Source organism: Streptomyces sp. NPDC104831, from assembly GCF_055583025.1.
This window is the reverse complement of sequence record NZ_JBVJOT010000026.1, coordinates 45,910-69,945: the sequence shown is the minus strand read 5'-3', so window position 1 is coordinate 69,945 and position 24,036 is coordinate 45,910. Positions and strand designations below refer to the sequence as shown.

25 protein-coding genes are annotated in these 24,036 nt (G+C 73.3%); 18 read left to right on the top strand and 7 right to left on the bottom strand.

Going from position 1 to position 24,036, the window contains the following annotated elements; all coding sequences use genetic code 11:
• Nucleotides 1-8 precede the first annotated feature (8 nt).
• Nucleotides 9-1,400: a M1 family metallopeptidase gene (locus ACZ63H_RS19345; RefSeq protein WP_469866532.1), complete on the top strand. Its 1,392-nt coding sequence runs from the start codon at nt 9-11 to the stop codon at nt 1,398-1,400.
• A gap of 46 nt (nt 1,401-1,446) precedes the next feature.
• Nucleotides 1,447-2,106: a trimeric intracellular cation channel family protein gene (locus tag ACZ63H_RS19340; protein ID WP_318201266.1), complete on the top strand. Its 660-nt coding sequence runs from the start codon at nt 1,447-1,449 to the stop codon at nt 2,104-2,106.
• On the opposite strand, the gene ACZ63H_RS19335 is transcribed toward ACZ63H_RS19340, so the two are convergent.
• The gene (locus tag ACZ63H_RS19335; RefSeq protein WP_469866530.1) at nt 2,015-3,265 is read right to left on the bottom strand and encodes an alpha/beta hydrolase; all 1,251 of its coding nucleotides are present in this window, start codon (nt 3,263-3,265) and stop codon (nt 2,015-2,017) included. The genes ACZ63H_RS19340 and ACZ63H_RS19335 overlap by 92 nt on opposite strands.
• A gap of 155 nt (nt 3,266-3,420) precedes the next feature.
• Here ACZ63H_RS19335 and ACZ63H_RS19330 point away from each other — a divergent pair, with 155 nt between their 5' ends.
• Nucleotides 3,421-4,281, top strand: a complete 861-nt coding sequence (locus ACZ63H_RS19330; RefSeq protein ID WP_469866528.1) for a thioesterase family protein — start codon at nt 3,421-3,423, stop codon at nt 4,279-4,281.
• Here the strand turns inward: ACZ63H_RS19330 and ACZ63H_RS19325 are convergent.
• Entirely contained in the window at nt 4,268-4,849 is a 582-nt protein-coding gene (locus ACZ63H_RS19325) for a TIGR03086 family metal-binding protein (RefSeq protein ID WP_469866526.1), read from the bottom strand. The two genes, ACZ63H_RS19330 and ACZ63H_RS19325, sit on opposite strands and share 14 nt — an antisense overlap.
• Nucleotides 4,850-4,953: 104 nt before the next feature.
• Between ACZ63H_RS19325 and ACZ63H_RS19320 the strand changes: the two genes are divergently transcribed.
• A complete protein-coding gene (locus tag ACZ63H_RS19320) occupies nt 4,954-5,934 on the top strand; it encodes a helix-turn-helix transcriptional regulator (protein ID WP_469866524.1) in 981 nt (326 codons plus the stop codon).
• Between the two features lie 54 nt (nt 5,935-5,988).
• Here the strand turns inward: ACZ63H_RS19320 and ACZ63H_RS19315 are convergent, their stop codons facing one another.
• Complete coding sequence (locus tag ACZ63H_RS19315) at nt 5,989-6,615, bottom strand: TetR family transcriptional regulator (RefSeq protein ID WP_467941395.1); 627 nt, start codon at nt 6,613-6,615, stop codon at nt 5,989-5,991.
• 144 nt (nt 6,616-6,759) lie between these two features.
• On the opposite strand from ACZ63H_RS19315, the gene ACZ63H_RS19310 reads away from it, so the two are divergent.
• From ACZ63H_RS19310 to ACZ63H_RS19300, 3 genes are all read left to right on the top strand, one after another.
• On the top strand, nt 6,760-6,924 hold the full coding sequence (locus ACZ63H_RS19310; protein ID WP_467941394.1) for a hypothetical protein: 165 nt from the start codon (nt 6,760-6,762) through the stop codon (nt 6,922-6,924).
• Nucleotides 6,925-7,066: 142 nt separating this feature from the next.
• Nucleotides 7,067-7,348: a DUF4190 domain-containing protein gene (locus ACZ63H_RS19305; RefSeq protein ID WP_469866522.1), complete on the top strand. Its 282-nt coding sequence runs from the start codon at nt 7,067-7,069 to the stop codon at nt 7,346-7,348.
• A 123-nt stretch (nt 7,349-7,471) separates the two neighbouring features.
• Nucleotides 7,472-8,641, top strand: a complete 1,170-nt coding sequence (locus ACZ63H_RS19300; RefSeq protein WP_469866520.1) for a cysteine desulfurase family protein — start codon at nt 7,472-7,474, stop codon at nt 8,639-8,641.
• Nucleotides 8,642-8,711: 70 nt separating this feature from the next.
• Here the strand turns inward: ACZ63H_RS19300 and ACZ63H_RS19295 are convergent, their stop codons facing one another.
• A complete protein-coding gene (locus ACZ63H_RS19295; protein ID WP_469866518.1) occupies nt 8,712-9,416 on the bottom strand; it encodes an N-acetylmuramoyl-L-alanine amidase in 705 nt (234 codons plus the stop codon).
• 60 nt (nt 9,417-9,476) lie between these two features.
• On the opposite strand from ACZ63H_RS19295, the gene mnmA reads away from it, so the two are divergent.
• Nucleotides 9,477-10,604: a tRNA 2-thiouridine(34) synthase MnmA gene (mnmA, locus tag ACZ63H_RS19290; protein ID WP_469866516.1), complete on the top strand. Its 1,128-nt coding sequence runs from the start codon at nt 9,477-9,479 to the stop codon at nt 10,602-10,604.
• Nucleotides 10,605-10,617: 13 nt separating this feature from the next.
• On the opposite strand, the gene ACZ63H_RS19285 is transcribed toward mnmA, so the two are convergent.
• Together ACZ63H_RS19285 and ACZ63H_RS19280 are read right to left on the bottom strand one after the other, a co-directional pair.
• On the bottom strand, nt 10,618-11,400 hold the full coding sequence (locus ACZ63H_RS19285) for an alpha/beta fold hydrolase (protein WP_469866514.1): 783 nt from the start codon (nt 11,398-11,400) through the stop codon (nt 10,618-10,620).
• Nucleotides 11,401-11,463: 63 nt separating this feature from the next.
• Nucleotides 11,464-11,787, bottom strand: a complete 324-nt coding sequence (locus ACZ63H_RS19280) for a DUF427 domain-containing protein (protein WP_469866512.1) — start codon at nt 11,785-11,787, stop codon at nt 11,464-11,466.
• Between the two features lie 65 nt (nt 11,788-11,852).
• Here ACZ63H_RS19280 and ACZ63H_RS19275 point away from each other — a divergent pair, with 65 nt between their 5' ends.
• From ACZ63H_RS19275 to gatB, 10 genes are all read left to right on the top strand, one after another.
• Complete coding sequence (locus ACZ63H_RS19275) at nt 11,853-12,392, top strand: LOG family protein (protein ID WP_469866510.1); 540 nt, start codon at nt 11,853-11,855, stop codon at nt 12,390-12,392.
• A gap of 15 nt (nt 12,393-12,407) precedes the next feature.
• Complete coding sequence (locus ACZ63H_RS19270) at nt 12,408-13,097, top strand: SDR family oxidoreductase (protein ID WP_469866508.1); 690 nt, start codon at nt 12,408-12,410, stop codon at nt 13,095-13,097.
• 31 nt (nt 13,098-13,128) lie between these two features.
• A complete protein-coding gene (locus ACZ63H_RS19265; RefSeq protein WP_469866507.1) occupies nt 13,129-14,136 on the top strand; it encodes a methionine synthase in 1,008 nt (335 codons plus the stop codon).
• 14 nt (nt 14,137-14,150) lie between these two features.
• Nucleotides 14,151-16,346 (top strand): NAD-dependent DNA ligase LigA, encoded by a 2,196-nt coding sequence (gene ligA, locus ACZ63H_RS19260; RefSeq protein ID WP_469866505.1) that lies wholly within the window; start codon nt 14,151-14,153, stop codon nt 16,344-16,346.
• Between the two features lie 259 nt (nt 16,347-16,605).
• The gene (locus ACZ63H_RS19255) at nt 16,606-18,867 is read left to right on the top strand and encodes a putative bifunctional diguanylate cyclase/phosphodiesterase (RefSeq protein ID WP_469866503.1); all 2,262 of its coding nucleotides are present in this window, start codon (nt 16,606-16,608) and stop codon (nt 18,865-18,867) included.
• A gap of 150 nt (nt 18,868-19,017) precedes the next feature.
• Nucleotides 19,018-19,389 carry a DUF4267 domain-containing protein gene (locus tag ACZ63H_RS19250; protein WP_469866501.1) on the top strand — a complete coding sequence of 124 codons (372 nt, stop codon included), beginning with the start codon at nt 19,018-19,020 and terminating at the stop codon, nt 19,387-19,389.
• Nucleotides 19,390-19,519: 130 nt separating this feature from the next.
• Entirely contained in the window at nt 19,520-19,816 is a 297-nt protein-coding gene (gene gatC, locus ACZ63H_RS19245; protein ID WP_004925108.1) for an Asp-tRNA(Asn)/Glu-tRNA(Gln) amidotransferase subunit GatC, read from the top strand.
• Nucleotides 19,813-21,318, top strand: a complete 1,506-nt coding sequence (gene gatA / locus ACZ63H_RS19240; protein WP_469866499.1) for an Asp-tRNA(Asn)/Glu-tRNA(Gln) amidotransferase subunit GatA — start codon at nt 19,813-19,815, stop codon at nt 21,316-21,318. The genes gatC and gatA overlap by 4 nt, the downstream gene beginning before the upstream one ends.
• Complete coding sequence (locus ACZ63H_RS19235) at nt 21,315-21,554, top strand: hypothetical protein (RefSeq protein WP_318201248.1); 240 nt, start codon at nt 21,315-21,317, stop codon at nt 21,552-21,554. Before gatA ends, ACZ63H_RS19235 begins: the two co-directional genes overlap by 4 nt.
• A gap of 15 nt (nt 21,555-21,569) precedes the next feature.
• Nucleotides 21,570-23,084: an Asp-tRNA(Asn)/Glu-tRNA(Gln) amidotransferase subunit GatB gene (gene gatB / locus ACZ63H_RS19230; protein WP_469866497.1), complete on the top strand. Its 1,515-nt coding sequence runs from the start codon at nt 21,570-21,572 to the stop codon at nt 23,082-23,084.
• A 101-nt stretch (nt 23,085-23,185) separates the two neighbouring features.
• Here gatB and ACZ63H_RS19225 read toward each other — a convergent pair whose 3' ends face one another.
• Nucleotides 23,186-23,983 (bottom strand): SAM-dependent methyltransferase, encoded by a 798-nt coding sequence (locus tag ACZ63H_RS19225; RefSeq protein ID WP_469866495.1) that lies wholly within the window; start codon nt 23,981-23,983, stop codon nt 23,186-23,188.
• Nucleotides 23,984-24,036 lie beyond the last annotated feature (53 nt).

Below are 24,036 nucleotides of genomic sequence, written 5' to 3'. Positions count from 1 at the left end.
GACGACCCATGGCACTCTCCCGTTCGGCACGTCTGGGGGTCCTCGCCACCGCCGCGGCCTCCTTCCTCGCCATCGCCGCCTCCGCGCCCCCCACCCAGGGCGCCCCCGGCATCGGCGACCCCTACTTCCCGCACCTCGGCAACGGCGGCTACGACGCCCGCCACTACGACCTGGACGTGGCCTACGCCCCCGGCACCGGCCGCCTGGACGGCCGTACCACCCTCACCGCGCGCGCCACCCGGACCCTCTCCTCCTTCGACCTCGACCTCCAGAAGCTGGAGATCACGAGGGTGGAGGTGGACGGCAGACGGGCGGCGTTCACCCGGGACGGCGACGAGGTCACCGTCACCCCGCGCCGGCCGCTCCCCGAGGGCCGCGACTTCACCGTCACCGTCACCTACGGCGGCGTCCCCGAGGCCCTCGGCGGTCCCATCGTCTTCGGCTCCGACTACGGCTGGATGAAGACCTCCGACGGCGTCTTCGTCGCCTGCGAGCCCAACGCCGCCTCCACCTGGTTCCCGTCCAGCGACCACCCCGCCGACAAGGCCACCTACGACGTCCGGATCAAGGCGCCGAAGGGCCTGACCGCCGTCTCCAACGGCCGGCTGGTGTCGGCGTACGACAAGGACGGCTCGACGTACACCCACTGGCGGGAGTCCAGGCCGATGGCCACCTACCTGGCCACCGCCACCATCGGGAAGTTCGACGTGCGCACCGGCCGCACCCCGGGCGGCATCCCCGTCTACGTGGCCATCGACCCCGTGCTGAAGGACGCCAACACCGTCGACGTCTACGGGGTCACGGCCGCCGTGACCGACTACTGGTCGCAGGTCTTCGGGCCGTACCCCTTCGAGGAGACCGGCGCCATCGTCGACGACATGCCGCAGGCCGGGTTCTCGCTGGAGGTGCAGTCCAAGCCCGCGTACTCGGCGGTGCGCAGCGAGACGACGATCGTGCACGAGCTGGCCCACCAGTGGTTCGGCGACTCGGTGAGCGTGGCGCACTGGAACGACATCTGGCTGAACGAGGGCTTCGCCACCTACGCCCAGTGGCTGTGGGCCGAGCACAAGGGCACCCGCTCCGCCCACGACTCCTTCCTCGCGGGATACGGCTCCCGGCCCGCCGACTCCGCCTTCTGGCAGGTCAGGCCCGGCGCCCCGGAGCGGGACACCATGTTCGCCTCCGCCGTCTACCAGCGCGGCGCGATGACCCTCCAGATGCTGCGCGAGCGGATCGGCGACCCGGCCTTCTTCCGGCTGCTGCCCACGTGGACCGCGCTCCACCGGTACGGCAACGCCGACACCGCGGACTTCATCCGGCTCGCCGAGCGCGTCAGCGGACGGCAGCTGGACGACCTCTTCGACACCTGGCTGTTCACGACAGGGAAACCTGCCCTCTAGCCTGGCTTTGTAAGGTTCAGGCACTCCGACAGGCGAGAATGTCAGGGTGCAGCTCCAGCAACTCTTCAGCCCCTCCGTCCAGCACACGCTCGACGTGATCGGGATCTTCGTGTTCGCGATCTCCGGCGCCCTGCTGGCCGTCCGGAAGAACTTCGACGTGTTCGGCATCGCCGTGCTCGCCGAGGTCACCGCGCTGGGCGGCGGGCTGTTCCGCGACCTGGTCATCGGGGCCGTCCCCCCGGCGGCCTTCACGGACCTCGGCTACTTCGTCACCCCGCTGCTGGCCGCGCTCGTCGTCTTCTTCCTGCACCCGCACGTGGAGCGCATCCAGTCGGCGGTGCTCGTCTTCGACGCGGCCGGCCTCGGCCTGTTCTGCGTGAGCGGCACGACGAAGGCGTACAGCCACGGCCTCGGCCTGACCGCGTCGGCGACGCTCGGCCTGGCCACCGCCGTGGGCGGCGGTGTGCTGCGGGACGTGCTGGCCAACGAGGTGCCCTCGCTGCTGCGCTGGGACCGCGACCTGTACGCGGTCCCGGCGATCGTGGGCTCCGCGATGGTGGTGCTGTGCATCCGCTATGACGCGCTCTCCCCGCTCACCAGCGGGTTCGCGGCCCTCACGGCGTTCGTGCTGCGCCTGCTCGCGATGCGGTTCCACTGGCGAGCGCCTCGTGCGTGGAACCGGCGCTCGACGGTGACGGAGGAGTAGCGGCCCCGGCGAGTGAGGTGTCCCGCCCCTTGGCGTGGCTCTGCCCCATCTGGAGGGTCAGCCAGCGGAAGACGGCGGGGAGCTGCGGGCGCCACAGCGCCAGGGTGTGACCGCCCGCGCTGCGCGGCAGGAAGACCACGCGCACGGTGGTGGGCGCCTTGGCGGCGGACCGCAGGGCCATGCCCGCCTGGTAGCCGTCGCCGGGCTGGCCGGAGAGGTACAGCGCGACCGGCGGCGGTGCGGCCGCCTTCCGCAGCAGGGCGTAGGGGTTGTTCGCGGCGCGCAGGGCGGGGGTCTGGGCGGCGAGGGAGTCGCGTTCGGCGATCGGGTCGTTGTAGCCGGACATGCTCACCGCGGCCCGGTACCGGTCCGGGTGCGCCACGGCCAGCTTCACCGCGCAGTGGGCGCCCGCCGAGTAGCCGGCCACCGCCCAGCCGCGCGGGGCCGGCTCGGTGCGGAAGTTGTCCTTGACCATCTTCGGCACGTCGATGCTGAGCCAGCTGTCGGCGTTGACCTGGCCGGGTATGTTGGCGCAGCCGGTGTCCACGCCGGCCAGCAGGTTGGTGCGCGGGGCGACCAGGATGAACGGCGCCACCCGGCCGTCGCGCATCAGCGGCAGCAGTTGCTCGGGGGCGCGCAGCGCGCCGAACCATGCCTTCGCCGAGCCGGGGTAGCCGGGCAGCAGCTCCACCACCGGGAACTTGTGGTGCCGGTAGGCCGGGTCGTCGTACTGCGGCGGCAGCCAGACGTAGACCTCGGCGTTCACCCCGGAGACCCGGCCCTCCAGCTGGGTGACGCGCACGGTGCCGGCCGCGTGCGTGCCGGACCCGCCGACGGGCCGGAAGGTCTGCCGGACCCGGGGCAGCCGTTCCACCGCGATGCCGCCGGTGCCGTCCCGGCCCAGGTCGGCGGCCTGCTGGACGTGGTCGCCGGTGCCGAGCAGGTCCGCCCAGTCGTCGTACAGGCTGTTCTGGTTGTTGACCAGTACGAACACCAGCATGACGGCCGTGCCCTGGGCGAACAGCAGCATCAGGACGCGGGCCGCGGCCCGCAGCGGTCTGGGCCCGCCCATCCGTGACCAGAGCACGAGTGGCAGGATCAGGGCGACCACGGACAGCACGATGGTGGTGTAGAGGAACGGAGTCCCGGTGAGGCTCATGTCCCCCTAGAGGGAAATCGGGGGCGAGGGGTTGTGGACGTGTCCGGACACTTACCGGGAAATTGCCTGATCATCACCCTGGGTGAAGACCGCGTCGTCCCTCTGAAAACAGAGAAAGCTACCGCTTAGTATTTTCGTGTTGTAGCGTTTCGCGCATGGCAGAAGCAGCTACCGCCCCCTCCCCGCGCGCCGTGATCGGCGACAGCGAGTTCGACCGGGACACCGCGGTCACCCGGCGCGAGCCCGGCGTCTACGACATCGACCTCTCGGCCGGCTGGACCATCATCAGCGCCGTCAACGGCGGCTATCTGCTGGCCGTGCTCGGCCGGGCCCTCGCGGACACCCTCCCGCACCCGGACCCCTTCTCCGTCACCGCCCACTACCTGACCGCGTCCCGGCCCGGCCCGGCCGTCGTCCGCACCGAGACGGTCCGCACCGGCCGCACCCTCTCCACCGGCCAGGCATCTCTCTTCCAGTACGACGACGAGGGCAACGAGGTCGAGCGCATCCGCGTCCTCGCCTCCTACGGCGACCTCGCCGCCCTCCCCGACGACGTCCGTACGACGGCCACCCCGCCCACGATCCCCCCGCCGGAGCGGTGCTTCGGCCCCGAGGACGGCCCGGCCCCGATCGACGGCAGCAACGCCATCGCCGACCGGCTGATGATCAAGCTGGACCCCGCCACCACCGGCTGGGCCCTCGGCACCCCCTCCGGCAAGGGGGAGATGCGCGCCTGGTTCGGCCTCGCCGACGGCCGCGACGCCGACCCGCTCTCGCTGCTCCTCGCCGTCGACGCCCTCCCGCCCACCGCCTTCGAGATGGGCCTTAAGGGCTGGGTGCCGACCGTGGAACTCACCGTCCACGTGCGCCGGCGGCCGGCTCCCGGTCCGCTGCGGGTGTCGATCACCACCCGCAACCTGGCCGGCGGCTTCCTGGAGGAGGACGCCGAGGTCTGGGACAGCGCGGACCGGCTGGTCGCGCAGTCCCGCCAGCTGGCCCGGGTCAGGCTCGGCTGAGCGGCTCGCGCCCCAGCCAGGCCGCCAGCCTCTCGTAGGCGCCGGCTCCCTCGGGGGCCGGCACCGGCGCGTCGAAGGGACGGCCCTCCCGCGGCCCGCCGGGCAGGGACTCCCGCGCGGTGGCGAGCGCGAACCCGGCCAGTTCCGCGTCGAGCGCCAGCGGCCGGCCGACCGCCTCGGACAGGTCCCAGGTGTGGGTCACGATCTCCATGACGAAGGCGGACAGGGCGGCCCGCCCGGGAATCTCGCCCCAGGGGACCCGCACCGTCGACGCCAGGCGCTCGTCGGGCTCCCACGCCTTCAGGGCCCGCTCGCGGACCTCGTCGTAAGCCCGCGCCCAGCCGTCGTCCGGGACATCGGGGGCGGCCGCCGGTCCGCCCCGCTCCCCGCCGGTCTCACCGACCGAGGCGACCCCGCGGGTGCCGCCGACGACATGACCGAGCAGCGCGCGCACGTCGAACTCCGCACAGGGGGTGGGCGCGGTCAGATGCCCGGGGCGCACGGTCCCGATGAGCAGGGCCGCCTGGGCCGTGGCGCGGACGTACAGCGGGCGGGGATCGGTGGTCATGGCCGGCCTTCCTTCGTCTGGGTGGGTCGGCGCCACCCTCCCCGCCAAACCTGACACCCGCCGTCAGGTTTGCCACGGCCGGTGCCCGGCGCGATCCTGGCGCGGTGAAGTCCGCCCGGCTGCTGTCGATCCTGCTGCTCCTGCAGACCCGGGGCCGGGTCCCCGCGCCCGAACTCGCCGAGCGGCTGGAGGTGTCGGTGCGCACCGTCTACCGGGACGTCGAGGCGCTGTCGGCCGCCGGGGTCCCGGTCTACGCCGAGCGCGGCCGGCACGGCGGCATCGGGCTCCTCGCCGGTTTCCGCACCGACGTCACCGGGCTGACCGCCGACGAGTCCCGGGCCCTGTTCGTCCTGGCCGCGCAGGGCGCCCATGCCGCGCTCGGCCTGGACGCGGCCCTCGCCTCGGCCCAGCGCAAGGTCATGGCCGCGCTGCCGGCGCCGCACCGCCCCGCCGCCGAGGTGACCAGCCGCCGTGTCCTGGTCGACGCCACCCGCTGGATGAGCGGCCCCGAACGGACCGCCGACCTCGCGGCGCTCCGGGACGCGGTCTTCTCCGACCGGCGCCTGAGGCTGCGCTACCGGCACAGCGGGGAGCGGGAGGTGCGGACGTACACCGTGGATCCGTACGGCCTCGTGGCCAAGGCCGGGATCTGGTACCTGGTCGCCGACCGGCGCGGCCGGCCCCGGCTGTTCCGCGCCGACCGGGTGCGCTCGGCCCGCGTGCTGGAGCAGCCGGTACGGCGCCGGCCCGGGGTGGAACTCGCCGACGTCTGGGAGGGGCTGCGGCGGCGGGTGGAGGAGCGGGACGCCGGGGTGGAGGTCACCGTGCGGGTGCGGCGCGAACTGGCCGACATGTTCCGGCGGATGACGGCGGCCCAGCTGACGGCCTTCCCCGAGGACGACGGCGAGGGCGCCTGGGTCACCGCGCGGCTGGCCTACCCGGCGCTGCGGGCGGTACGCCAACTCCTCGTGTTCTCCGACCGGGTGGAGGTCCTGGACCCGCCCGAGGCGCGTGCGGAACTGGTCGCGGGGGCGCGTGCGGTGCTGGACCTGTACGGGCCGGCGGGGACGGCCGGCGGGGGCTGAGCGGGCGGCGGCCGGGGTGGCGGGCCGGGCCGGGCGGACGGCGGCCGGGGCGGGTCAGTCCAGCCAGTGGGTGCGGCCGAGGGTGATGAGCCGCAGCTGACGGGTGGCGAGCCGGGTCACCCGCTCCCGCTCCTCCTCGGGGGCCTCCAGCGCCTCCAGGAACAGCGAGGCGGTGATGAGCATCTGGTCGACGTAGAGGTGCGCGAGCATCAGCAGGTCGTCGTCGCTCCAGCCCTCGGCCTCCCGGTCCCGCGCCAGCTCCGCCCCGACCTCCTCGGCGAACCGGTGCAACTGGGCCCGGATGGCCTCGCGCACCGGTTGCACGCCGCCGTGCCGTTCGCGGGCGATGAATCTGACGTGAGCGGGGTACTCGGCCACGTGACGGGCGATCAGTTCGACGGCGCGCGCGATGCGTTCCTCGCTGTCGCCCGTGGTGGACACCGTCGTCCGCACCATCGGATGCAGGCTGCCCAGCGCCTCGTCGACCAGGGCGACCCCGAGGTCGGCGGTCGAGCGGAAGTGCCGGTAGAAGGCGGTCGGGGCGACCCCGACGGCCCGGGTGACCTCGCGCAGGCCCAGACTGCTCAGGCTCTGCTCCTCCAGCAGGGCGAGCGCCGCGTCGAGGAACGCCTGCCGGGTCTTCTGCTTCTGGGCCTGCCGGATGCCGAGGGTGTGACTCATGTCATCCAGTTAACAACTGTTCTCCGTAATTGGAAAGCCGCGGGAGGCGTTAGACTCGGAGTCAGTGGACAACTGTTACTACAACTGTTCACCCAAACTTCACACGGCCGCACACGAGGCACCCCGGAGGGGGGATCCGATCCCATGCTGTTCCTCGTCGCCGCGCTCATGCTGCTCGGAGTGATGCTGGGCACCGTGGCCCACGCGCCGCTCGGCGTCAGCGCCGTCCTGGCCGCCGTCATCGCCGTCTGGCTCGGCGTCTTCGCACTGCGCGAACGTCACGGCCGCCGCCACACGTCGTCCGACTGACGGTCCGGGCACGTCGTCCGACCGGCCGTCGGCACGCGCCGTCAGGCCGGCGACCGACCGCCACGGAACGCCGTCCGACCGGCGGCGGCCGCGCCGGGGCACCGGCCGGTCCGCCGCACAGGATCCTCGGGAGCTGAGCATCATGCACCTCACCGCACCGGCCGGCACCGGCCGCACCGACACCCGTCCGCACACCCGGGACGCCGACGGCATGGCCGTCGCGTCCTTCATCCTCGGACTCCTCGGCCTGCTCGTCCTCAACCTCTTCCTCGGCCCGATCGCCGTCATCCTCGCCGTGGCCGCCCTCTGGCGCGACACCGCCCGCCGGGGCCGCGCCTACCTGGGCCTCGCCCTGGGCGTCGCCGACCTGCTGGTCCTGGTGACGGCGATGGAGATGACCGGGTCGGTGTCCTGGACCCTGTGAGGACGCCGCACGCCCGACACCGGATATCCGGCGCCGGACGCGGCCGGCGCGAGGCGCCCCTCGGCCCCCGGCGCCACACGCGGCCCGGGCCGCCGGCGGGGGAGCCGTAGAATCGGCGTCACCATGGCTTACCTCGACCACGCCGCGACCACCCCGATGCTCCCGGAGGCGGCGGAGGCGTTCACCGCCCGGCTGAGCATCACGGGCAACGCCTCCTCCCTCCACGCGTCCGGCCGGCAGGCCCGCCGCACGGTCGAGGAGGCCCGCGAGACCCTCGCGGAAGCGCTCGGCGCCCGCCCCAGCGAGGTCGTGTTCACCTCGGGCGGCACCGAGGCCGACAACCTCGCCGTCAAGGGCCTGTACTGGTCCCGCGCCGCCGCCGACCCCGCCCGCACCCGCGTCCTGGCCAGCCCCGTCGAGCACCACGCCGTCCTCGACGCCGTGCACTGGCTCGGCGAGCACGAGGGCGCCACCGTCGAGTACCTCCCCGTCGACGCCCACGGCCGCGTCCACCCCGACGCGCTGCGCGAGGCCATCGCCCGCAACCCCGGCGACGTCGCCCTGGCCACCGTGATGTGGGCGAACAACGAGATCGGCACGATCATGCCGGTCCGCGAACTCGCCGACGTCGCCGCCGAGTTCGGCGTCCCCCTGCACGCCGACGCGGTCCAGGCCTTCGGGCAGGTCCCCGTCGACTTCGCCGCCTCCGGGCTCGCCGCGATGACCGTCTCCGGCCACAAGATCGGCGGCCCGTACGGCATCGGCGCCCTCCTCCTCGGCCGCGAGTACAGCCCCGTGCCCGTCCTGCACGGCGGCGGCCAGGAGCGGCACGTGCGCTCCGGAACGCTCGACGTGCCCGCCGTCGCCTCCTTCGCCGTCGCCGGCCGGCTCGCCGCCGAGCGGCGCGAGCGGTTCGCGCGGGAGATCGGCGGCCTGCGCGACCGGCTGGTCGACGCCGTGCGCGACGCCGTACCGGACGCCATCCTCGGCGGCGACCCGGCGCCCGGGGGCCGGCTCCCGGCCAACGCGCACTTCACCTTCCCCGGCTGCGAGGGCGACTCCCTGCTGCTCCTGCTGGACGCCCAGGGCATCGAGTGCTCCACCGGCTCCGCCTGCACCGCGGGCGTCGCCCAGCCCAGCCATGTCCTCCTCGCCACCGGCACCGACCCGGACCTGGCCCGCGGCACCCTGCGCTTCTCCCTCGGCCACACCTCCACCGAGGCGGACGTCGAGGCCGTGGCGAAGGCGATCGGCCCGGCGGTGGAACGCGCCCGCGCGGCCGGCCTCACCTAGCCGGCCGGCCTCACCTGACCGGCGGCCGGCCCCTCCGGTCCCACCCCGCCCGCGGCCCGCGCCGCCGGCCTCACCCGGCCGGCCGGGCCCCGGCGCGCTCGGCGCCGGCCAGGCGCAGATACCGGTCCCAGTCCCAGAACTTCCCCGGGTCCGTGTGGTCCGTGCCCGGCACCTGGGCGTGCCCGATGATGTGCTCCCGGTCCGCGGGCATGCCGTACCGCCCGCATATCGCGGCCGCGAGCCGGGCCGAGGCCGCGTACATGGCGTCCGTGAAGGATCCGGCGTCCTCCACGAAGCCCTCGTGCTCGATGCCGACACTGCGTTCGTTGTACGTCCGGTCGCCCGCGTGGAACGCCACGTCCAGCTCGCGGACCAGCTGGGTGATCCGGCCGTCCGCGCGCACGATGTAGTGCGCCGCCGCGCCGTGGCCGGGATCCTGGAAGGCCCGCACCGCCGACGCGTACCCGCCCTGGGTGACATGGACGACGATCCGGTCCACCGGATAGTCGTCCGGCCGGTCCGCCCGGCGGTAGTTCGCCGCGGAGGCCGCCACCCAGCGCGCGCCCCGGAAGTCCACCGCGCCCGCCTCCCGCGGCTTGTCCACCCCGGGCAGCCGCCACCAGGACCGGGACAGCTCCTCGCGGGCCAGCAGCGCCGTGCCCACGGCCGCCGCGACCCCGCCCACCAGCAGGGCGCGGCGCCCCAGCCGGCGGTCCCCGTCGCCTCCCGGCGGCCCCGTGCCCGCTCCCGCCGCCGCGCCTGTCGTCGCCCCCATGCGAACCTCAACGCACGACCGGCGGACCAGGTTCCCGCGCCCCCGTACCCTGGAAGGGTTATGACTGACACCCCGCAGCGCACCCGCCCCCTCCGCGTCCTCGCCGCCATGTCCGGCGGAGTGGACTCCGCCGTCGCCGCCGCGCGTGCCGCGGAGGCCGGCCACGACGTCACCGGCGTCCACCTCGCGCTCTCCGCGAACCCGCAGTCGTTCCGAACCGGCGCGCGGGGCTGTTGCACCATCGAGGACTCCCGCGACGCCCGCCGCGCGGCCGACGTCATCGGCATCCCGTTCTACGTCTGGGACCTCGCCGACCGCTTCCGCGAGGACGTCGTCGAGGACTTCGTCGCCGAGTACGAGGCGGGCCGCACCCCGAACCCGTGCCTGCGCTGCAACGAGAAGATCAAGTTCGCGGCGCTGCTGGACAAGGCGCTGGCCCTCGGCTTCGACGCCGTCTGCACCGGCCACTACGCCAAGGTGATCGTGAACGAGGACGGCTCCCGCGAGCTGCACCGCGCCTCCGACATGGCCAAGGACCAGTCGTACGTCCTCGGTGTGCTGGACGACAGGCAGCTCGCGCACGCGATGTTCCCGCTCGGCGACACGGTCACCACCAAGGAGGAGATCCGCGCGGAGGCCGAGCGCCGGGGCCTGGCCGTGGCGAAGAAGCCCGACTCGCACGACATCTGCTTCATCGCCGACGGCGACACCCAGGGCTTCCTGGCCCGCCGCCTCGGCAAGGCCGAGGGCGACATCGTGGACGAGTCCGGCAGCAAGCTGGGCACCCACGAGGGCGCGTACGGCTTCACCGTCGGCCAGCGCAAGGGCCTCAGGATCGGCACCCCGGCCCCGGACGGCAAGCCGCGCTACGTCCTGGACATCTCCCCGGTCACCAACACGGTCACCGTCGGCCCGGCCGAGGCCCTGGACGTCACCGCGCTCACCGCGATCAGGCCCCGCTGGTGCGGCGCCGCCCCGGCCGGCCCCGGCACCTACACCGCCCAGCTGCGCGCCCACGGCGGCGAGACCGGGGTCAGCGCCGAACTCGTGGACGGCGAGCTGCGCGTGACCTTCGCCGAGCCGGTCCGCGGCGTCGCCCCCGGCCAGGCGATCGTGCTCTACGACGGCACGCGCGTGGTGGGTTCGGCGACGATCGCGTCCACCACGCGCGCGACGGCGTCGGTCTGAGCCGCGCGGGGGCCTACCCGGCGAGGAACTCCGCCAGCACCGGCCCCAGCACGTCCGGTTCCACCATGTGGGTCTGGCCGGGCAGGACGCGGTACGTGCCCCGCGGCACGGCCTCCGCGACCGCCTGGCCCGCCCGGTGCATCCACTCCGGGCTCGCGCCGCCAGCGACCGCGAGCACGGGCACCGGGATCCCGGCGAGCCGGTCGCGGGGGAGCAGCCCGTCGCCCATGACCGCGTCGTCGTGCGCGAGGCTGGGCGCCAGCCTCTCCATGCCGGCCCACATCGGGGACTGCCGGGCGCGCTGGATCATCTCCTCGCCGAGGCCCGTGTGGCGCAGGAACAGCTCCACCGCGTCCCCGCGCCGGTCCTCGGCCAGCGCCCCGGTCAGCCGTTCCTTGTAGGCGGCCTCGCGGGCGGCGCCGTCCGCCAGATGGTCGGCGTACGGCACCTCGTACACCGCCGCCCGGGTCACCGGCAGCCCCTCCGCCGCCGCGCGCAGGACCAGCGCGCCGCCCGAGGAGACCCCGAACAGCGCCGCGTCGCCGCCCACCGCGTCGATCAGCGCGGCCAGGTCCTCGGTCTCGCGCTCGACCGCGTACGGCGCCGTGTCGCCGCTCGCGCCGCGGCCCCGGCGGTCGTAGACGACGGCCGTGCAGCGGGCCGCGAGACGCTCCGCCAGGGGCAGCACGGTGCCGCCGGTGGACATCGCGCCGCTCACCAGGATCACCGTGGGCCCCTGGCCGGTCACGTGGTACGCGAGGGGGGTGCCGTCGCGGGAAGTCGTCTTCTTGTCCATGCCCGTGCAGACTGCCGCACGGCCGCCCCCTCGCCGGTCACGACACGGCGGTGCCGGGGAGGGTCATACGACCTCGGTGTCGTAGAAGCAGTAGTGGTCCTTGAGTTCCGCCTTGTCGGGCTTGGGCTCGGGGTACGCCCAGACGAGGTCGGCCGCGTCCGGCAGCGACCAGTAGGACGCCGTGCCCTTGTACGGACAGACGGTGTGCGTGTCGGAGGGGGTCAGCAGATCGAGGCGCACGTCCTCGGCGGGGATGTAGTACCGCACCGGACAGCCCGTCTCGCGCAGCTCCAGGGGACGGTCGGACTCCGCGAGCACCTGGTCGCCGTGCACCACGCGCACGTGCCGCTCGCTCTTGTGGATCGTGATCGTGTGTCCATCGGTCATACCGGAACAGCACCGGACGGACCGCGCTTCTTCCCGGCCGGCCCGGGCGACGTACGGTATGAGCCATGAACATCTGCGTCTTCCTGTCCGCCGCCGACCTCGACGAGCGTTACACCCGGCCCGCGCGCGAGTTCGCGGAACTGATCGGCAAGGCCGGTCACACGCTGGTCTGGGGCGGCTCCGACAGCGGTCTGATGAAGGTGGTCGCCGACGGGGTGCAGGAGACGGGCGGCAGGCTGCTGGGCGTCTCCGTGGAGTTCCTGGCGAACAAGGCGCGGCCCGGCGCCGACGAGATGGTCATCGCGGCCGACCTCGCCGAACGCAAGAGGCTGCTGCTGGAGAAGGCCGACGCCGTGGTGATCATGGTGGGCGGCACCGGCACCCTCGACGAGGCCACCGAGATCCTGGAGCTGAAGAAGCACGGCCGCACCGGCAAGCCGGTCGTGCTGCTGAACACGGCGGGCTTCTACGACGGCCTGCGCGAGCAGTTCCGCCGCATGGAGGCCGAGGGCTTCCTGCCCCGCCCGCTGGCCGAGCTGGTCTTCTTCGCCGACGAGCCCGCCGGCGCCCTGGCCTACCTGGAGGAGCAGCTCGCCGGGCACTGATGCGAGCATGGCCCCATGGCTACTCATGTGATCACCGGGGCCGGTTCCGGCATCGGCGCGGCCGTGGCCCGCCGGCTGCACGCGCGCGGGGACGACCTCGTGCTGCACGCGCGCGACGCGGGCCGCGCCAAGGAGCTGGCGGCGCTGTTCCCCGGCGCGCGCACCCTGGTCGGCGACCTCGCGGACCCGGACAAGCTCTCCTGGGCGTTCTCCCACCAGACGCTGCCGGACCGGGTGGACTCCCTGCTGCACATCGCCGGGGTCGTCGAGCTGGGTCAGGTCGGCGACCTCACCCCGAAGTCCTGGCACCACCAGCTGAACGTCAACCTGATCGCGCCCGCCGAGCTGACCCGGCTCTTCCTGCCGCAGCTGCGGGCGGCCCGCGGCCATGTGATCTTCGTCAACTCCGGAGCGGGTCTGAGCGCCTCCGCCGGCTGGTCCGGGTACGCCGCCTCCAAGCACGGCCTGAAGGCCCTCGCCGACGCGCTGCGCCAGGAGGAGCACGCGGGCGGCGTCCGCGTCACCACCGTCTACCCCGGCCGCACCGCCAGCCCCATGCAGGCCAAGGTGCACCGGCAGGAGGGCAAGGAGTACGACCCGGGGAAGTGGATCGACCCCGAGTCGGTCGCCACGGCCCTTTTGATGGCCCTGGACCTGCCGAGGGACGCGGAGGTCAACGACCTGTCGGTACGCCCGGGGCGCTGACCGGGGTCCCGGGGTTCCGTAGGCTTCCCTGGTGAGCGAAAACAGCCAGTTCAGGTTCCCCGGAGCCACCGGTGTCGGCTCCCTGCCCGGTACCGACGCCCGCGAGGCCGCCAAGACCGCCACCGGCAGCTTCGAGGACTTCCCGTTCCTCGCGGAGCTGCCCGCGCGCGGGCCCGGCGCCGACATGATCGGCCGGACCGCCGGGATGCTGGTCGAGCTGTACGCGCGCGTGGAGCCCAGCGGCTGGCGGATCGGGGACCGGCCGGGCCGGGACACCCGCCGGGCCCGGTCCTGGCTGGTGGAGGACCTGGACGCCCTGGAGGAGTTCACCCAGGGCTACACGGGCGATCTGAAGGTGCAGGCCGTCGGGCCGTGGACGCTGGCCGCCGCGCTGGAGCTGAGGAACGGCGAGGCCGCCCTGTCGGACCCCGGGGCCTGCCGGGACCTCGCCGCCTCGCTCGCCGAGGGGCTGCGGTCGCACCTGGCCGAGGTGCGGCGGCGCGTCCCGGGCGCCCGGGTCGTCCTCCAGCTCGACGAGCCCTCCCTGACCGCCGTGCTGCGCGGACAGGTCCGCACCGCCAGCGGCTACCGCACCCACCGCGCCGTGGACCGGCAGGTGGTGGAGGCCATGCTCCGGGACGTCGTCGGGGCGCACGACGGCGGGCCCGTGGTCGTGCACTCCTGCGCCCCGGACGTGCCGTTCGCGCTGCTGCGGCGGGCCGGCGCCGCGGCCGTCTCCTTCGACCTCACGCTGCTCACCGAGCGTGACGACGACGTGATCGGTGAGGCCGTCGAGAGCGGCACGCGGCTGTTCGCCGGTGTCGTGCCGGGCACGGACGGCCCGTTGTCAGACCCTGCCGGTAGCGTCATGGGTGTCAGGACGCTGTGGCGCAGGCTGGGGCTGCGTCCGGGGCTGCTCGCGGAGGCGGTCACGGTGACCCCGGCATGCGGTCTGGCGGGCGCTTCCCCCGCGTACGCACGCCAGGCGCTCGCCCACTGCGTCCGGGCGGCGAGATCCCTCGCGGACAACCCTGAGTAACGGAGGACGACACGGTGGCCGGCGACAAGCAAGCGGAGACGACAGCGGTGCCCGCCGAGGCCCGCGAGACCCACGCGCGGCTGGCGGAACAGATCGAGGAGCACCGCTTCCGGTACTACGTGAAGGACGCCCCCGTCGTCAGCGACGCGGAGTTCGACCGGCTCCTGAAGTCCCTGGAGGCCCTGGAGGAGCGGTATCCGGAGCTGCGCACCCCGGACTCGCCCACCCAGAAGGTCGCGGGGTCCTACGAGACGGAGTTCACCGCCGTCGAGCACCGCCAGCGGATGCTGTCGCTGGACAACACGTTCAACGACGACGAGCTGGCCGCCTGGGCCGACCGCGTCGCGAGGGAACTGGGCGACCAGGCGTACCACTTCCTGTGCGAGCTGAAGGTGGACGGCCTCGCGGTCAACCTCACGTACGAGAAGGGCCGTCTCACGCGCGCGGCCACCCGCGGCGACGGCCGCACCGGCGAGGACATCACGCCGAACGTCCGCACCATCGCGGAGATCCCGGACCGCCTGGCCGGCGAGCAGGTGCCCGACCTGGTGGAGATCCGCGGCGAGGTCTACTTCCCGATGGAGAAGTTCCTCGAACTGAACGAACGCCTGGTCGCGGCCGGCGACAAGCCGTTCGCCAACCCCCGCAACGCCGCCGCCGGTTCGCTGCGCCAGAAGGACCCGAGGGTCACCGCGACCCGCCCGCTGCACATGGTGGTGCACGGCATCGGCGCCCTGGAGGGCTTCACCGGCCTGAACCGGCTCTCCCAGGCGTACGACCTGCTGAAGACCTGGGGCCTGCCCACCTCCCCGCACAACCGCGTGGTCGACGGCCTGGACGGGGTGCGCGAGTTCATCGCGTACTACGGCGAGAACCGGCACTCCGTCGAGCACGAGATCGACGGCGTCGTGGTCAAGCTGGACGAGATCCGCCTCCAGGGGCGGCTCGGCTCCACCGCGCGGGCACCCCGCTGGGCGATCGCCTACAAGTACGCGCCGGAGGAGGTCAACACCAAGCTGGTCGACATCAAGGTGGGCGTCGGCCGCACCGGCCGGGTCACGCCGTACGCCCAGGTGGAGCCGGTCACGGTGGCGGGCAGCGAGGTGGAGTTCGCCACCCTGCACAACCAGGACGTCGTCAAGGCCAAGGGCGTCCTCGTCGGGGACACCGTCGTGCTGCGCAAGGCCGGTGACGTCATCCCGGAGATCCTCGGCCCGGTGGTGGACCTGCGGGACGGCAGCGAGCGGGAGTTCGTGATGCCGGGCAAGTGCCCGGAGTGCGGCACGCCGCTGCGGCCGATGAAGGAGGGCGACGTCGACCTGCGCTGCCCGAACGCCCGTACGTGCCCGGCCCAGTTGCGCGAGCGGGTGTCGTACCTGGCGGGCCGCGAGTGCCTGGACATCGAGCACTTCGGCCAGGTGGCCGCCGCCGCGCTGACCCGGCCGCTGGAGCCGGCCGACCCGCCGCTGGTGGACGAGGGCGACCTGTTCGACCTGACGGTGGAGAAGCTGCTGCCCATCAAGGCCCATGTGCTGGACCCGGACAGCGGACTGCCCAAGCGCGACCCCAAGACCGGTGAGGAGAAGGTCGTCACGGTCTTCGCCAACCAGAAGGGCGAGCCGAAGAAGAACACCCTCGCGCTGCTGGCGAACATCGAGGCGGCCAAGTCCCGTCCGCTGGCCCGGTTCCTGAACGGGCTGTCCATCCGGCACGTGGGCCCGGTCGCCGCGCAGGCCCTCGCCCGCGAGTTCCGCTCCGTCGACCGCATCGAACAGGCGACCGAGGAGGAGCTGGCGGCCACCGACGGCGTCGGCCCGATCATCGCCGCCGCGCTCAAGGAGTGGTTCGCCGAGGACTGGCACCGCGAGATCGTCCGCAAGTGGAAGGCCGCCGGGGTCCCGCTGGAGGACGAGGCGTCCGGCGAGGAGGAGGGGCCGCGGCCGCTGGCGGGGCTCACGGTCGTCGTCACCGGCACGCTGGAGCACTTCACCCGGGACGGCGCCAAGGAGGCGCTGCAGAGCCGGGGAGCGAAAGTGACCGGTTCGGTTTCGAAAAAGACCTCTTTCGTCGTCGTTGGTGACAACCCCGGATCGAAGTTCGACAAGGCCATGCAAATGAAGGTTCCTGTTCTGAACGAGGATGGTTTCAACGTCCTGTTGGAGCAGGGCCCCGAAGCGGCGGCCGAAGTCGCGCTTCCGACCGAGGAGTAGCGGTTGAAGGCCGCCCGATCGGCGCATATCAGATGCATACGGGTGGCCCGGGCGCATTCGGGCAACCGTCGGAGACCGCTGCCCGTGGAAGCCTTCCGCGGCCTACTGTTGAGGCGTGCGCCTGCCGTGCCCAGCTGCGGCTGGGGCACCTCCGTGCCCTCGACAGGCCCGGGGAGGGTTTCTTCGACGCGGAGCCGCTGAGGGTTGTCGGGCACCGGGCCGCGTGGCGTGGGCACCGCCGGCTGTGAGAGGGACGGGAATGGAACCGACCGAGAGCGCCGCCCCCGACGCACGGCTGCGTCCGCGCCGCCGTGCGGGCACCTGGCGCCGGAACCGGTGGACCGACCGGGCCGCGGGCCGTACGGGCGCGCGGCCGCGCCCCACGGGCCCGCTCCTCGCCGGCCCGTGCGCGGCCACCGAGTCCGCCGCCCCCCTGCCGCCGGCCGGCGCCCCCGCCCTGACCGGCGCCGACACCGAACGGCACCCGCTGTCCTGGCCCCCGCTGCCCGCGGCCGTCGTCGCCGCCGCGGGCTGCGCCCTGGGCGCCGGGTTCTACCGCGCCTACACCGACCAGCACGCCCTCTTCCCGCGCGGCACGGTCGGCTGGGCGCTGGCCCTGCTCACCGGCGTCATCGTCGGCCACCTCGTGATGCTGGGCCGCGCCCGCTGGTGGGGCGGCACCGGATCGGGCGCCGCCCTCACCCTCGCCGTCCTGCTGCTGTACGGCTGGGTGCCCGCCGGACTGGTCAGCCTCACCGTCGTCGTCCTGGTCGGCATCGCCCGCCGGCACCGCTGGCGCCAGGGGGTCCTGCACGGCGCGGCGGACGTCCTCGGCATCGGTGTCGGCGCCCTGCTGCTCGGCGCGTTCGGCCGGGTCCCGAGCGTCGAGACGCCCTGGCGGCCCGACAGCTGGACCATCGCCACCGCCCCCCAGGTCGTCCTGGTCGCGGTCGCCTACCTCGCCGTCAGCCGCGGCCTGCTGTGGTACCTGTACGCGCCGCGCGAGGGCGGGGTGCCCACCGTCGCCCGCACCGCCCTGGTCCGGCAGGGACTGGTCGCCGTCGCCCTGCTCGGCATCGCCCCGCTGCTGTGCGTCGTCGCCGACGCCGAGCCGATCCTGCTCCCGCTCTTCGCCATCCCGCTCATCGCGCTGGACTCCACGCTGTGGATGGCCCGCGCCCGCGCCGAGGAGCAGCTGCGCGACCCGCTGACCGGGCTGCCCAACCGGCAGTGGCTGCTGGAACGCATCTGGACCGCCCTGGACGACGCCGACCGCATCGGGGCGCGCTCCGCGCTCATGCTGATCGACCTCGACCGGTTCCGCTCGGTGAACGACACGCTCGGCCATCTGGCCGGGGACCGGCTGCTGCTCCAGATCGCCGACCGGCTGCGGCTCGCCCTGCCGCGCGGCGCCGAGGCCGCCCGGCTCGGCGGTGACGAGTTCGCCGTGTTACTCCCCGTCGCCGACTCCACCACGTCGGCGACGCGCGTCGCCCGCGGTCTCGTGACCGCCCTCAGCTCCCCGCTCGACCTGGACGGCCTCACCCTCGTCCTGGAGGCCAGTGCCGGCGTCGCCGTCTTCCCCGACCACGCGCTCGACGCCGAGGGCCTGCTGCGCCGCGCCGACGTCGCGATGTACCAGGCGAAGCGCGACCGGACCGGCGTCGAGGTCTACGAATCCAAGCGGGACTCCAACACCCCCGACCGCCTCGGCCTGCTCGGCGACCTGCGCCGGGCCCTCGACGCGCACGAGGTCCACCTCCACTACCAGCCCAAGGTCCGCTTCGACGGGCAGGTCGCCGGCCTGGAGGCGCTGGTGCGCTGGGTGCACCCCGAGCGCGGCAAGGTGCCGCCGGACGAGTTCATAGCCATAGCCGAGTCCTCCGGGCTGATGCCCCACCTCACCGAGTACGTCCTGGAGACCGCGCTCGGCCAGGTCGCCCGCTGGCGCGCGCAGGGCCTGCGGGTCCCGGTCGCCGTCAACGTCTCCCCGCGCGACGTCCACACCCCCGGCTTCGCCGGCTCCGTCGCCGCCCGGCTGGCCCGGCACGGGGTGCCCGCCGGGGCGCTCCAGCTGGAGATCACGGAACACGTGCTGCTGGAGGACCCGCAGCGGGCCGCCGACACCCTCGCCGGGCTCACCGGACACGGCGTGAAGATGTCCCTGGACGACTTCGGCACCGGGTACTCGTCCCTGGTCCACCTGCGGCGGCTGCCGGTCAGCGAGCTGAAGATCGACCGCTCCTTCGTGGCCCGGCTCGCCGTGGACACCGAGGACGCCGAGATCGTCCGCTGCACGGTGGACCTGGCCCACTCGCTGGGGCTGCTGGTCGTCGCCGAGGGCGTGGAGGACGACGAGACCTGGGAGCGGCTGCGGGACCTGGGCTGCGACGCGGTGCAGGGCTGGCTGGTCGCCGCGGCGATGCCGCCGGAGGAGGCCACCACCTGGCTGCTGGCCCGGGGGTCCCGCGGCTGGCAGCGGACCCCCGCCGCTCCCGCCGTGCTGCCCGCGGCCGAGTAGCCGCCCGTTCCGACCGCCGCCACCGCTGCGGGGCGCCGCCCGGCCGCTCGCGGAATGCTCCCGGCCGTGGTGAATCTAGCGACGCTAGTCACTCTGTCGTTGATCTGCTAGCTTCACTCTTGTCTCTAGCGTTGCTAGCAAGGAGTTGGCGTGACCGTCACCGCGTACACCCTGGCCGTCCTGCTCGACCTGTTCTGCGTGTTCCTCGGCTACCGCTTCCTGTTCCGGCCGGGCCCCGCGGCGGCCGGGTACGGAGTCGCGGCCGACCCGCGCGGCGACGCCCGCGCCTACCTGTCGGTCAAGGGACTCAGGGACGGCACCTTCGGGCTGCTGGGCCTCGCCCTCCTCGCCTTCGCCGGGACCCGCGCCGAGGCCTGGTTCATGGTCTGCGTGGCACTCGTCCCGCTCGCCGACACGCTGATAGTCCTGCGCAACGGCGGCACGAGAGCCGTCGCCTTCGGGGTCCACTTCGCCACCGCGATCGTCGTGCTGATCACCGCCGGTCTGCTCTTCGCGCTCTGAGCGCCACCTCGCGCGGCGCCCGCCGCGCGGGGGCGGCGAGCGGGCCTGGGGGAAACCGTTTCACGGGCACGGGGCGCCGCCCCCTAGGATTGGGCCCAAACCACACACACTCACCCCAGAGGATCGCTGCATGCCTGGCATCACGCGCGAGGAGGTCGCCCACCTCGCCCGGCTGGCGCGTCTGGAGCTGAAGCCCGAAGAACTCGACCACTTCGCGGGACAGCTCGACGACATCATCGGCGCGGTCGCCCGCGTCAGCGAGGTCGCCGACCAAGACGTACCGCCGACCTCGCACCCGCTCCCGCTGACGAACGTCATGCGGCCGGACGAGGTCCGTCCCTCGCTCACCCCCGAGCAGGCGCTCTCCGGCGCCCCGGCCCAGGAGCAGCAGCGTTTCAAGGTGCCGCAGATCCTGGGGGAGGAGTGACCATGACGGACAGCAACATCATCAAGCTCACGGCCGCCCGGACCGCCGAGAAGATCGCCTCCGGCGAGCTGACGGCCGTCCAGGTCGCCGAGGCCCACCTCGCCCGGATCGAGGCCGTGGACGAGAAGGTCCACGCCTTCCTGCACGTCGACCGCGAGGGCGCCCTCGCGCAGGCCCGCGCCGTCGACGAGAAGCGGGCCCGCGGCGAGAAGCTCGGCCCGCTGGCCGGCGTCCCGCTGGCGCTCAAGGACATCTTCACCACCGAGGGCGTGCCCACGACCGTCGGCTCGAAGATCCTCGAGGGCTGGATCCCGCCGTACGACGCGACGCTCACCAAGCGGCTGAAGGCCGCCGACATCGTCATCCTCGGCAAGACCAACATGGACGAGTTCGCCATGGGGTCCTCCACCGAGAACAGCGCCTACGGCCCGACCGGCAACCCCTGGGACCTCACCCGGATCCCCGGCGGTTCCGGCGGCGGCTCCTCCGCCGCGCTCGCCGCCTACGAGGCCCCGCTCGCCATCGGCACCGACACCGGCGGCTCCATCCGCCAGCCGGCCGCCGTCACCGGCACGGTCGGCGTGAAGCCGACGTACGGCGCGGTGTCCCGCTACGGCATGGTCGCCTTCTCCTCCTCCCTCGACCAGGGCGGCCCCTGTGCCCGTACGGTCCTGGACGCGGCCCTGCTGCACGAGGTGATCGCCGGCCACGACCCGCTGGACTCCACGTCCATCGACGCCCCCGTCCCGCCGGTGGTCGAGGCCGCCCGCAACGGCAGCGTCCGCGGCATGCGCGTCGGCGTGGTCAAGCAGTTCCGCGGCGAGGGCTACCAGGCCGGCGTCATCCAGCGCTTCGACGAGTCGGTCGAGCTGCTGAAGGAGCTGGGCGCCGAGATCGTCGAGCTGGACTGCCCGTCCTTCGACCTCGCCCTGTCGGCGTACTACCTGATCGCACCCTCCGAGTGCTCCTCCAACCTCGCCCGCTTCGACGGCCTGCGCTACGGCCTGCGCACGGGCGACGACGGCACGCACTCCGCCGAGGAGGTCACCTCCCTGACCCGCGAGGCCGGCTTCGGCCCCGAGGTCAAGCGCCGGATCATGCTCGGCACGTACGCCCTGTCGAGCGGTTACTACGACGCGTACTACGGCTCCGCGCAGAAGGTCCGCACGCTCATCACGCGGGATTTCGAGAAGGCCTTCGAGCAGGTCGACGTGATCGTCTCCCCGACGACCCCGACCACCGCCTTCCCGATCGGCGAGCGCGCCGACGACCCGATGGCGATGTACCTCGCGGACCTGTGCACCATCCCGACCAACCTGGCGGGCAACGCGGCCATGTCCCTGCCCTGCGGTCTCGCCCCGGAGGACAACCTCCCGGTGGGCCTGCAGATCATCGCCCCGGCGCTGAAGGACGATCGGCTGTACAAGGTGGGCGCCGCCGTCGAGGCCGCCTTCGTGGAAAAGTGGGGTCACCCGCTGCTCGAGGAGGCACCGTCGCTGTGAACGCACTGTCCAAGGCCAAGGGCTTCAAGAAGTCCAAGTCCGGTACGTACCTGTCCATGGCCGCCACCGCGTTCGGCGCGGTCGGCGCCGCCAAGCAGATCAAGAAGGCCCGCGCCGAGAACGACACGCTGAGGCTCGTCGACGCCGTCGTCACCGCCGCGGGCATCGTCACCGGCCTCGCCATCCTCTACCGCGAGCTGAAGCGGCTGGGCGACGACGACGTCCTGCTGGGCTGAGAGGGAAGTTACACCGTGACCACCACGACCGACCTGGTGTCGTACGAGGACGCGCTGGCCGCGTACGACCCCGTCATGGGCCTCGAAGTCCATGTCGAACTCGGCACCAAGACCAAGATGTTCTGCGGCTGTTCGACCTCGCTCGGCGCCGACCCGAACACCCAGACCTGCCCGGTCTGCCTCGGCCTGCCCGGCGCGCTCCCGGTCGTCAACGCGACCGGCGTCGAGTCCGCCATCAAGATCGGTCTCGCGCTGAACTGCGAGATCGCCGAGTGGTGCCGCTTCGCCCGGAAGAACTACTTCTATCCGGACATGCCGAAGAACTTCCAGACCTCCCAGTACGACGAGCCGATCGCCTTCAACGGCTACCTCGACGTGCAGCTGGAGGACGGTGAGTCCTTCCGCGTGGAGATCGAGCGCGCCCACATGGAGGAGGACACCGGCAAGTCGACGCACGTCGGCGGCGCCACCGGCCGCATCCACGGCGCGTCCCACTCCCTGCTGGACTACAACCGTGCCGGCATCCCGCTGATCGAGATCGTCACCAAGCCGATCGTGGGCGCCGGCGAGCGCGCCCCCGAGGTGGCGAAGGCGTACGTCCGCGAGCTGCGCGAGGTCATCCGTGCCCTCGGCGTGTCCGAGGCCCGCATGGAGATGGGCCAGATGCGCTGCGACGTGAACCTGTCGCTGATGCCCAAGGGCGCCGACAAGTTCGGCACCCGCTCGGAGACGAAGAACGTCAACTCCCTGCGCTCGGTGGAGCGCGCGGCCCGCTACGAGATCATGCGCCACGCGGCCGTGCTCTCCGGCGGCGGCACGATCGTCCAGGAAACCCGCCACTTCCACGAGGACACCGGGTCCACGACCTCGGGCCGCGTGAAGGAGGAGGCCGAGGACTACCGGTACTTCCCGGAGCCCGACCTGGTCCCGGTCGCGCCCTCGCGCGAGTGGGTCGAGGAGATCCGCGCGGCCCTGCCCGAGCTGCCGCTGGCCCGCCGTACCCGCCTGCTGGCGGAGTGGGGCATCTCCGCCACCGACATGCAGGCGATCCTCAACGCCGGCGCGCTGGACCTGATCGTCGCCACGATCGACGCCGGTGCCGACGCGGCCGCCGCCCGCAAGTGGTGGATGGGCGAACTGGCGCGCAGCGCCAACGAGTCCGGCACGGCGCTGGACGAGCTGGCGATCACCCCGCAGCAGGTGGCCCGGGTCACCGAGCTGGTCGCCGGGGGCGACCTGAACGACAAGCTGGCCCGCCAGGTCATCGAGGGCGTCCTCGCGGGCGAGGGCACCCCGGACGAGGTGGTCGAGGGGCGCGGCCTGAAGGTCGTCTCCGACGAGGGCGCGCTGACCGCCGCCGTCGAGGAGGCCATCGCCGGCAACCCGGCCATCGCGGACAAGATCCGCGGCGGCAAGGTGGCCGCGGCCGGCGCCCTGGTCGGCGCGGTCATGAAGGCCACCCGCGGCCAGGCCGACGCGGCCCGCGTCAAGGAGCTGATCCTGGACAAGCTGGGCGTCGGCGAGGGCTGACCCCATCCGCGTACGGCCCCGGAGGTTCGCCCTCCGGGGCCGTTCGCGTGGTGCGGGGCGCGTCGTGGTGCCGCGGGGCGCCCTCCGGGCCGTACGGCGGCTTACGCCCGGCGCCCCACGACCCGGGCGAAGCCCAGCGTGCGCCCCTCGTCCGCGCGGAGCATCCGCGCGGACCTGCCCGCCATGCGGACGTGGAAGTCGTCCGTGCTCTCCTCGGCGACCACGTCGCACCACAGCAGCCAGTCGCGCCAGCCGTCCTCCAGCCAGTCGGCCGCCTCGACCTCCACCCCACCGCCGCGGGTCCAGTGGCGCCGCCACCAGCCGGGGGTGTGGAAGCACCAGAACGCGGGCTCCCACCAGGGCTTCAGGTGCTCCGGCGGCTCGGTGCCCGGCGGCTCCTCGCGCAGCGCCGGCACGACGACCCCGATCCGCCCGCCGGGCTTCAACAGCGGGGTCAGCGTGGGCAGGTAGAGGTCGTCGGTGCCGAAGTACTGGTAGGCGTCGATGGAGACGATCGCGTCGAAGGACCCTTCGGCGAAGGGCAGGTCGTGCGCCTCGGCGCGCACGGGCAGCACCCGGTCGGCGACGCCCGCCTCGGCGATCCGCACGGCGTTGTCGCCGGGCTTCACCCACAGGTCGGCGGCGGTGACCTGGAAGCCGTACTCGCGGGCGAGGAAGACGGAGGTCATCGCCCGTCCGCAGCCGAGGTCGAGCACGCGCGCGCCCGGCGGCAGCGCGTCGAGCCCCAGCGCGGGCGCCAGCCACTCCAGCAGCCACAACGCGTGCGGGCCCATCTGGTTCTCGATGGTCCAGCGGGCGTCGTAGCCGTTGCTGCGGGGATAACGCGGATGGGTGAGACGGCGGGTGAGCGCGTCCGGTGATGTCGGTGTCGTGTTCACGAGCAACCTGCCTAGCAGCCGGGACGGCCGCCCCGCACCGGGTTTTCGCCACG

Excerpts from the sequence above, each read along its gene's own strand:
- ACZ63H_RS19345 (WP_469866532.1), top strand. The coding sequence starts at position 9 with ATGGCACTCTCCCGTTCGGCACGTCTGGGGGTCCTCGCCACCGCCGCG.
- ACZ63H_RS19335 (WP_469866530.1), bottom strand. The coding sequence starts at position 3,265 with ATGAGCCTCACCGGGACTCCGTTCCTCTACACCACCATCGTGCTGTCC.
- ACZ63H_RS19330 (WP_469866528.1), top strand. The coding sequence starts at position 3,421 with ATGGCAGAAGCAGCTACCGCCCCCTCCCCGCGCGCCGTGATCGGCGAC.
- ACZ63H_RS19325 (WP_469866526.1), bottom strand. The coding sequence starts at position 4,849 with ATGACCACCGATCCCCGCCCGCTGTACGTCCGCGCCACGGCCCAGGCG.
- ACZ63H_RS19315 (WP_467941395.1), bottom strand. The coding sequence starts at position 6,615 with ATGAGTCACACCCTCGGCATCCGGCAGGCCCAGAAGCAGAAGACCCGG.
- ACZ63H_RS19310 (WP_467941394.1), top strand. The coding sequence starts at position 6,760 with ATGCTGTTCCTCGTCGCCGCGCTCATGCTGCTCGGAGTGATGCTGGGC.
- ACZ63H_RS19305 (WP_469866522.1), top strand. The coding sequence starts at position 7,067 with ATGCACCTCACCGCACCGGCCGGCACCGGCCGCACCGACACCCGTCCG.
- ACZ63H_RS19300 (WP_469866520.1), top strand. The coding sequence starts at position 7,472 with ATGGCTTACCTCGACCACGCCGCGACCACCCCGATGCTCCCGGAGGCG.
- ACZ63H_RS19295 (WP_469866518.1), bottom strand. The coding sequence starts at position 9,416 with ATGGGGGCGACGACAGGCGCGGCGGCGGGAGCGGGCACGGGGCCGCCG.
- mnmA (WP_469866516.1), top strand. The coding sequence starts at position 9,477 with ATGACTGACACCCCGCAGCGCACCCGCCCCCTCCGCGTCCTCGCCGCC.
- ACZ63H_RS19285 (WP_469866514.1), bottom strand. The coding sequence starts at position 11,400 with ATGGACAAGAAGACGACTTCCCGCGACGGCACCCCCCTCGCGTACCAC.
- ACZ63H_RS19280 (WP_469866512.1), bottom strand. The coding sequence starts at position 11,787 with ATGACCGATGGACACACGATCACGATCCACAAGAGCGAGCGGCACGTG.
- ACZ63H_RS19275 (WP_469866510.1), top strand. The coding sequence starts at position 11,853 with ATGAACATCTGCGTCTTCCTGTCCGCCGCCGACCTCGACGAGCGTTAC.
- ACZ63H_RS19270 (WP_469866508.1), top strand. The coding sequence starts at position 12,408 with ATGGCTACTCATGTGATCACCGGGGCCGGTTCCGGCATCGGCGCGGCC.
- ACZ63H_RS19255 (WP_469866503.1), top strand. The coding sequence starts at position 16,606 with ATGGAACCGACCGAGAGCGCCGCCCCCGACGCACGGCTGCGTCCGCGC.
- gatC (WP_004925108.1), top strand. The coding sequence starts at position 19,520 with ATGCCTGGCATCACGCGCGAGGAGGTCGCCCACCTCGCCCGGCTGGCG.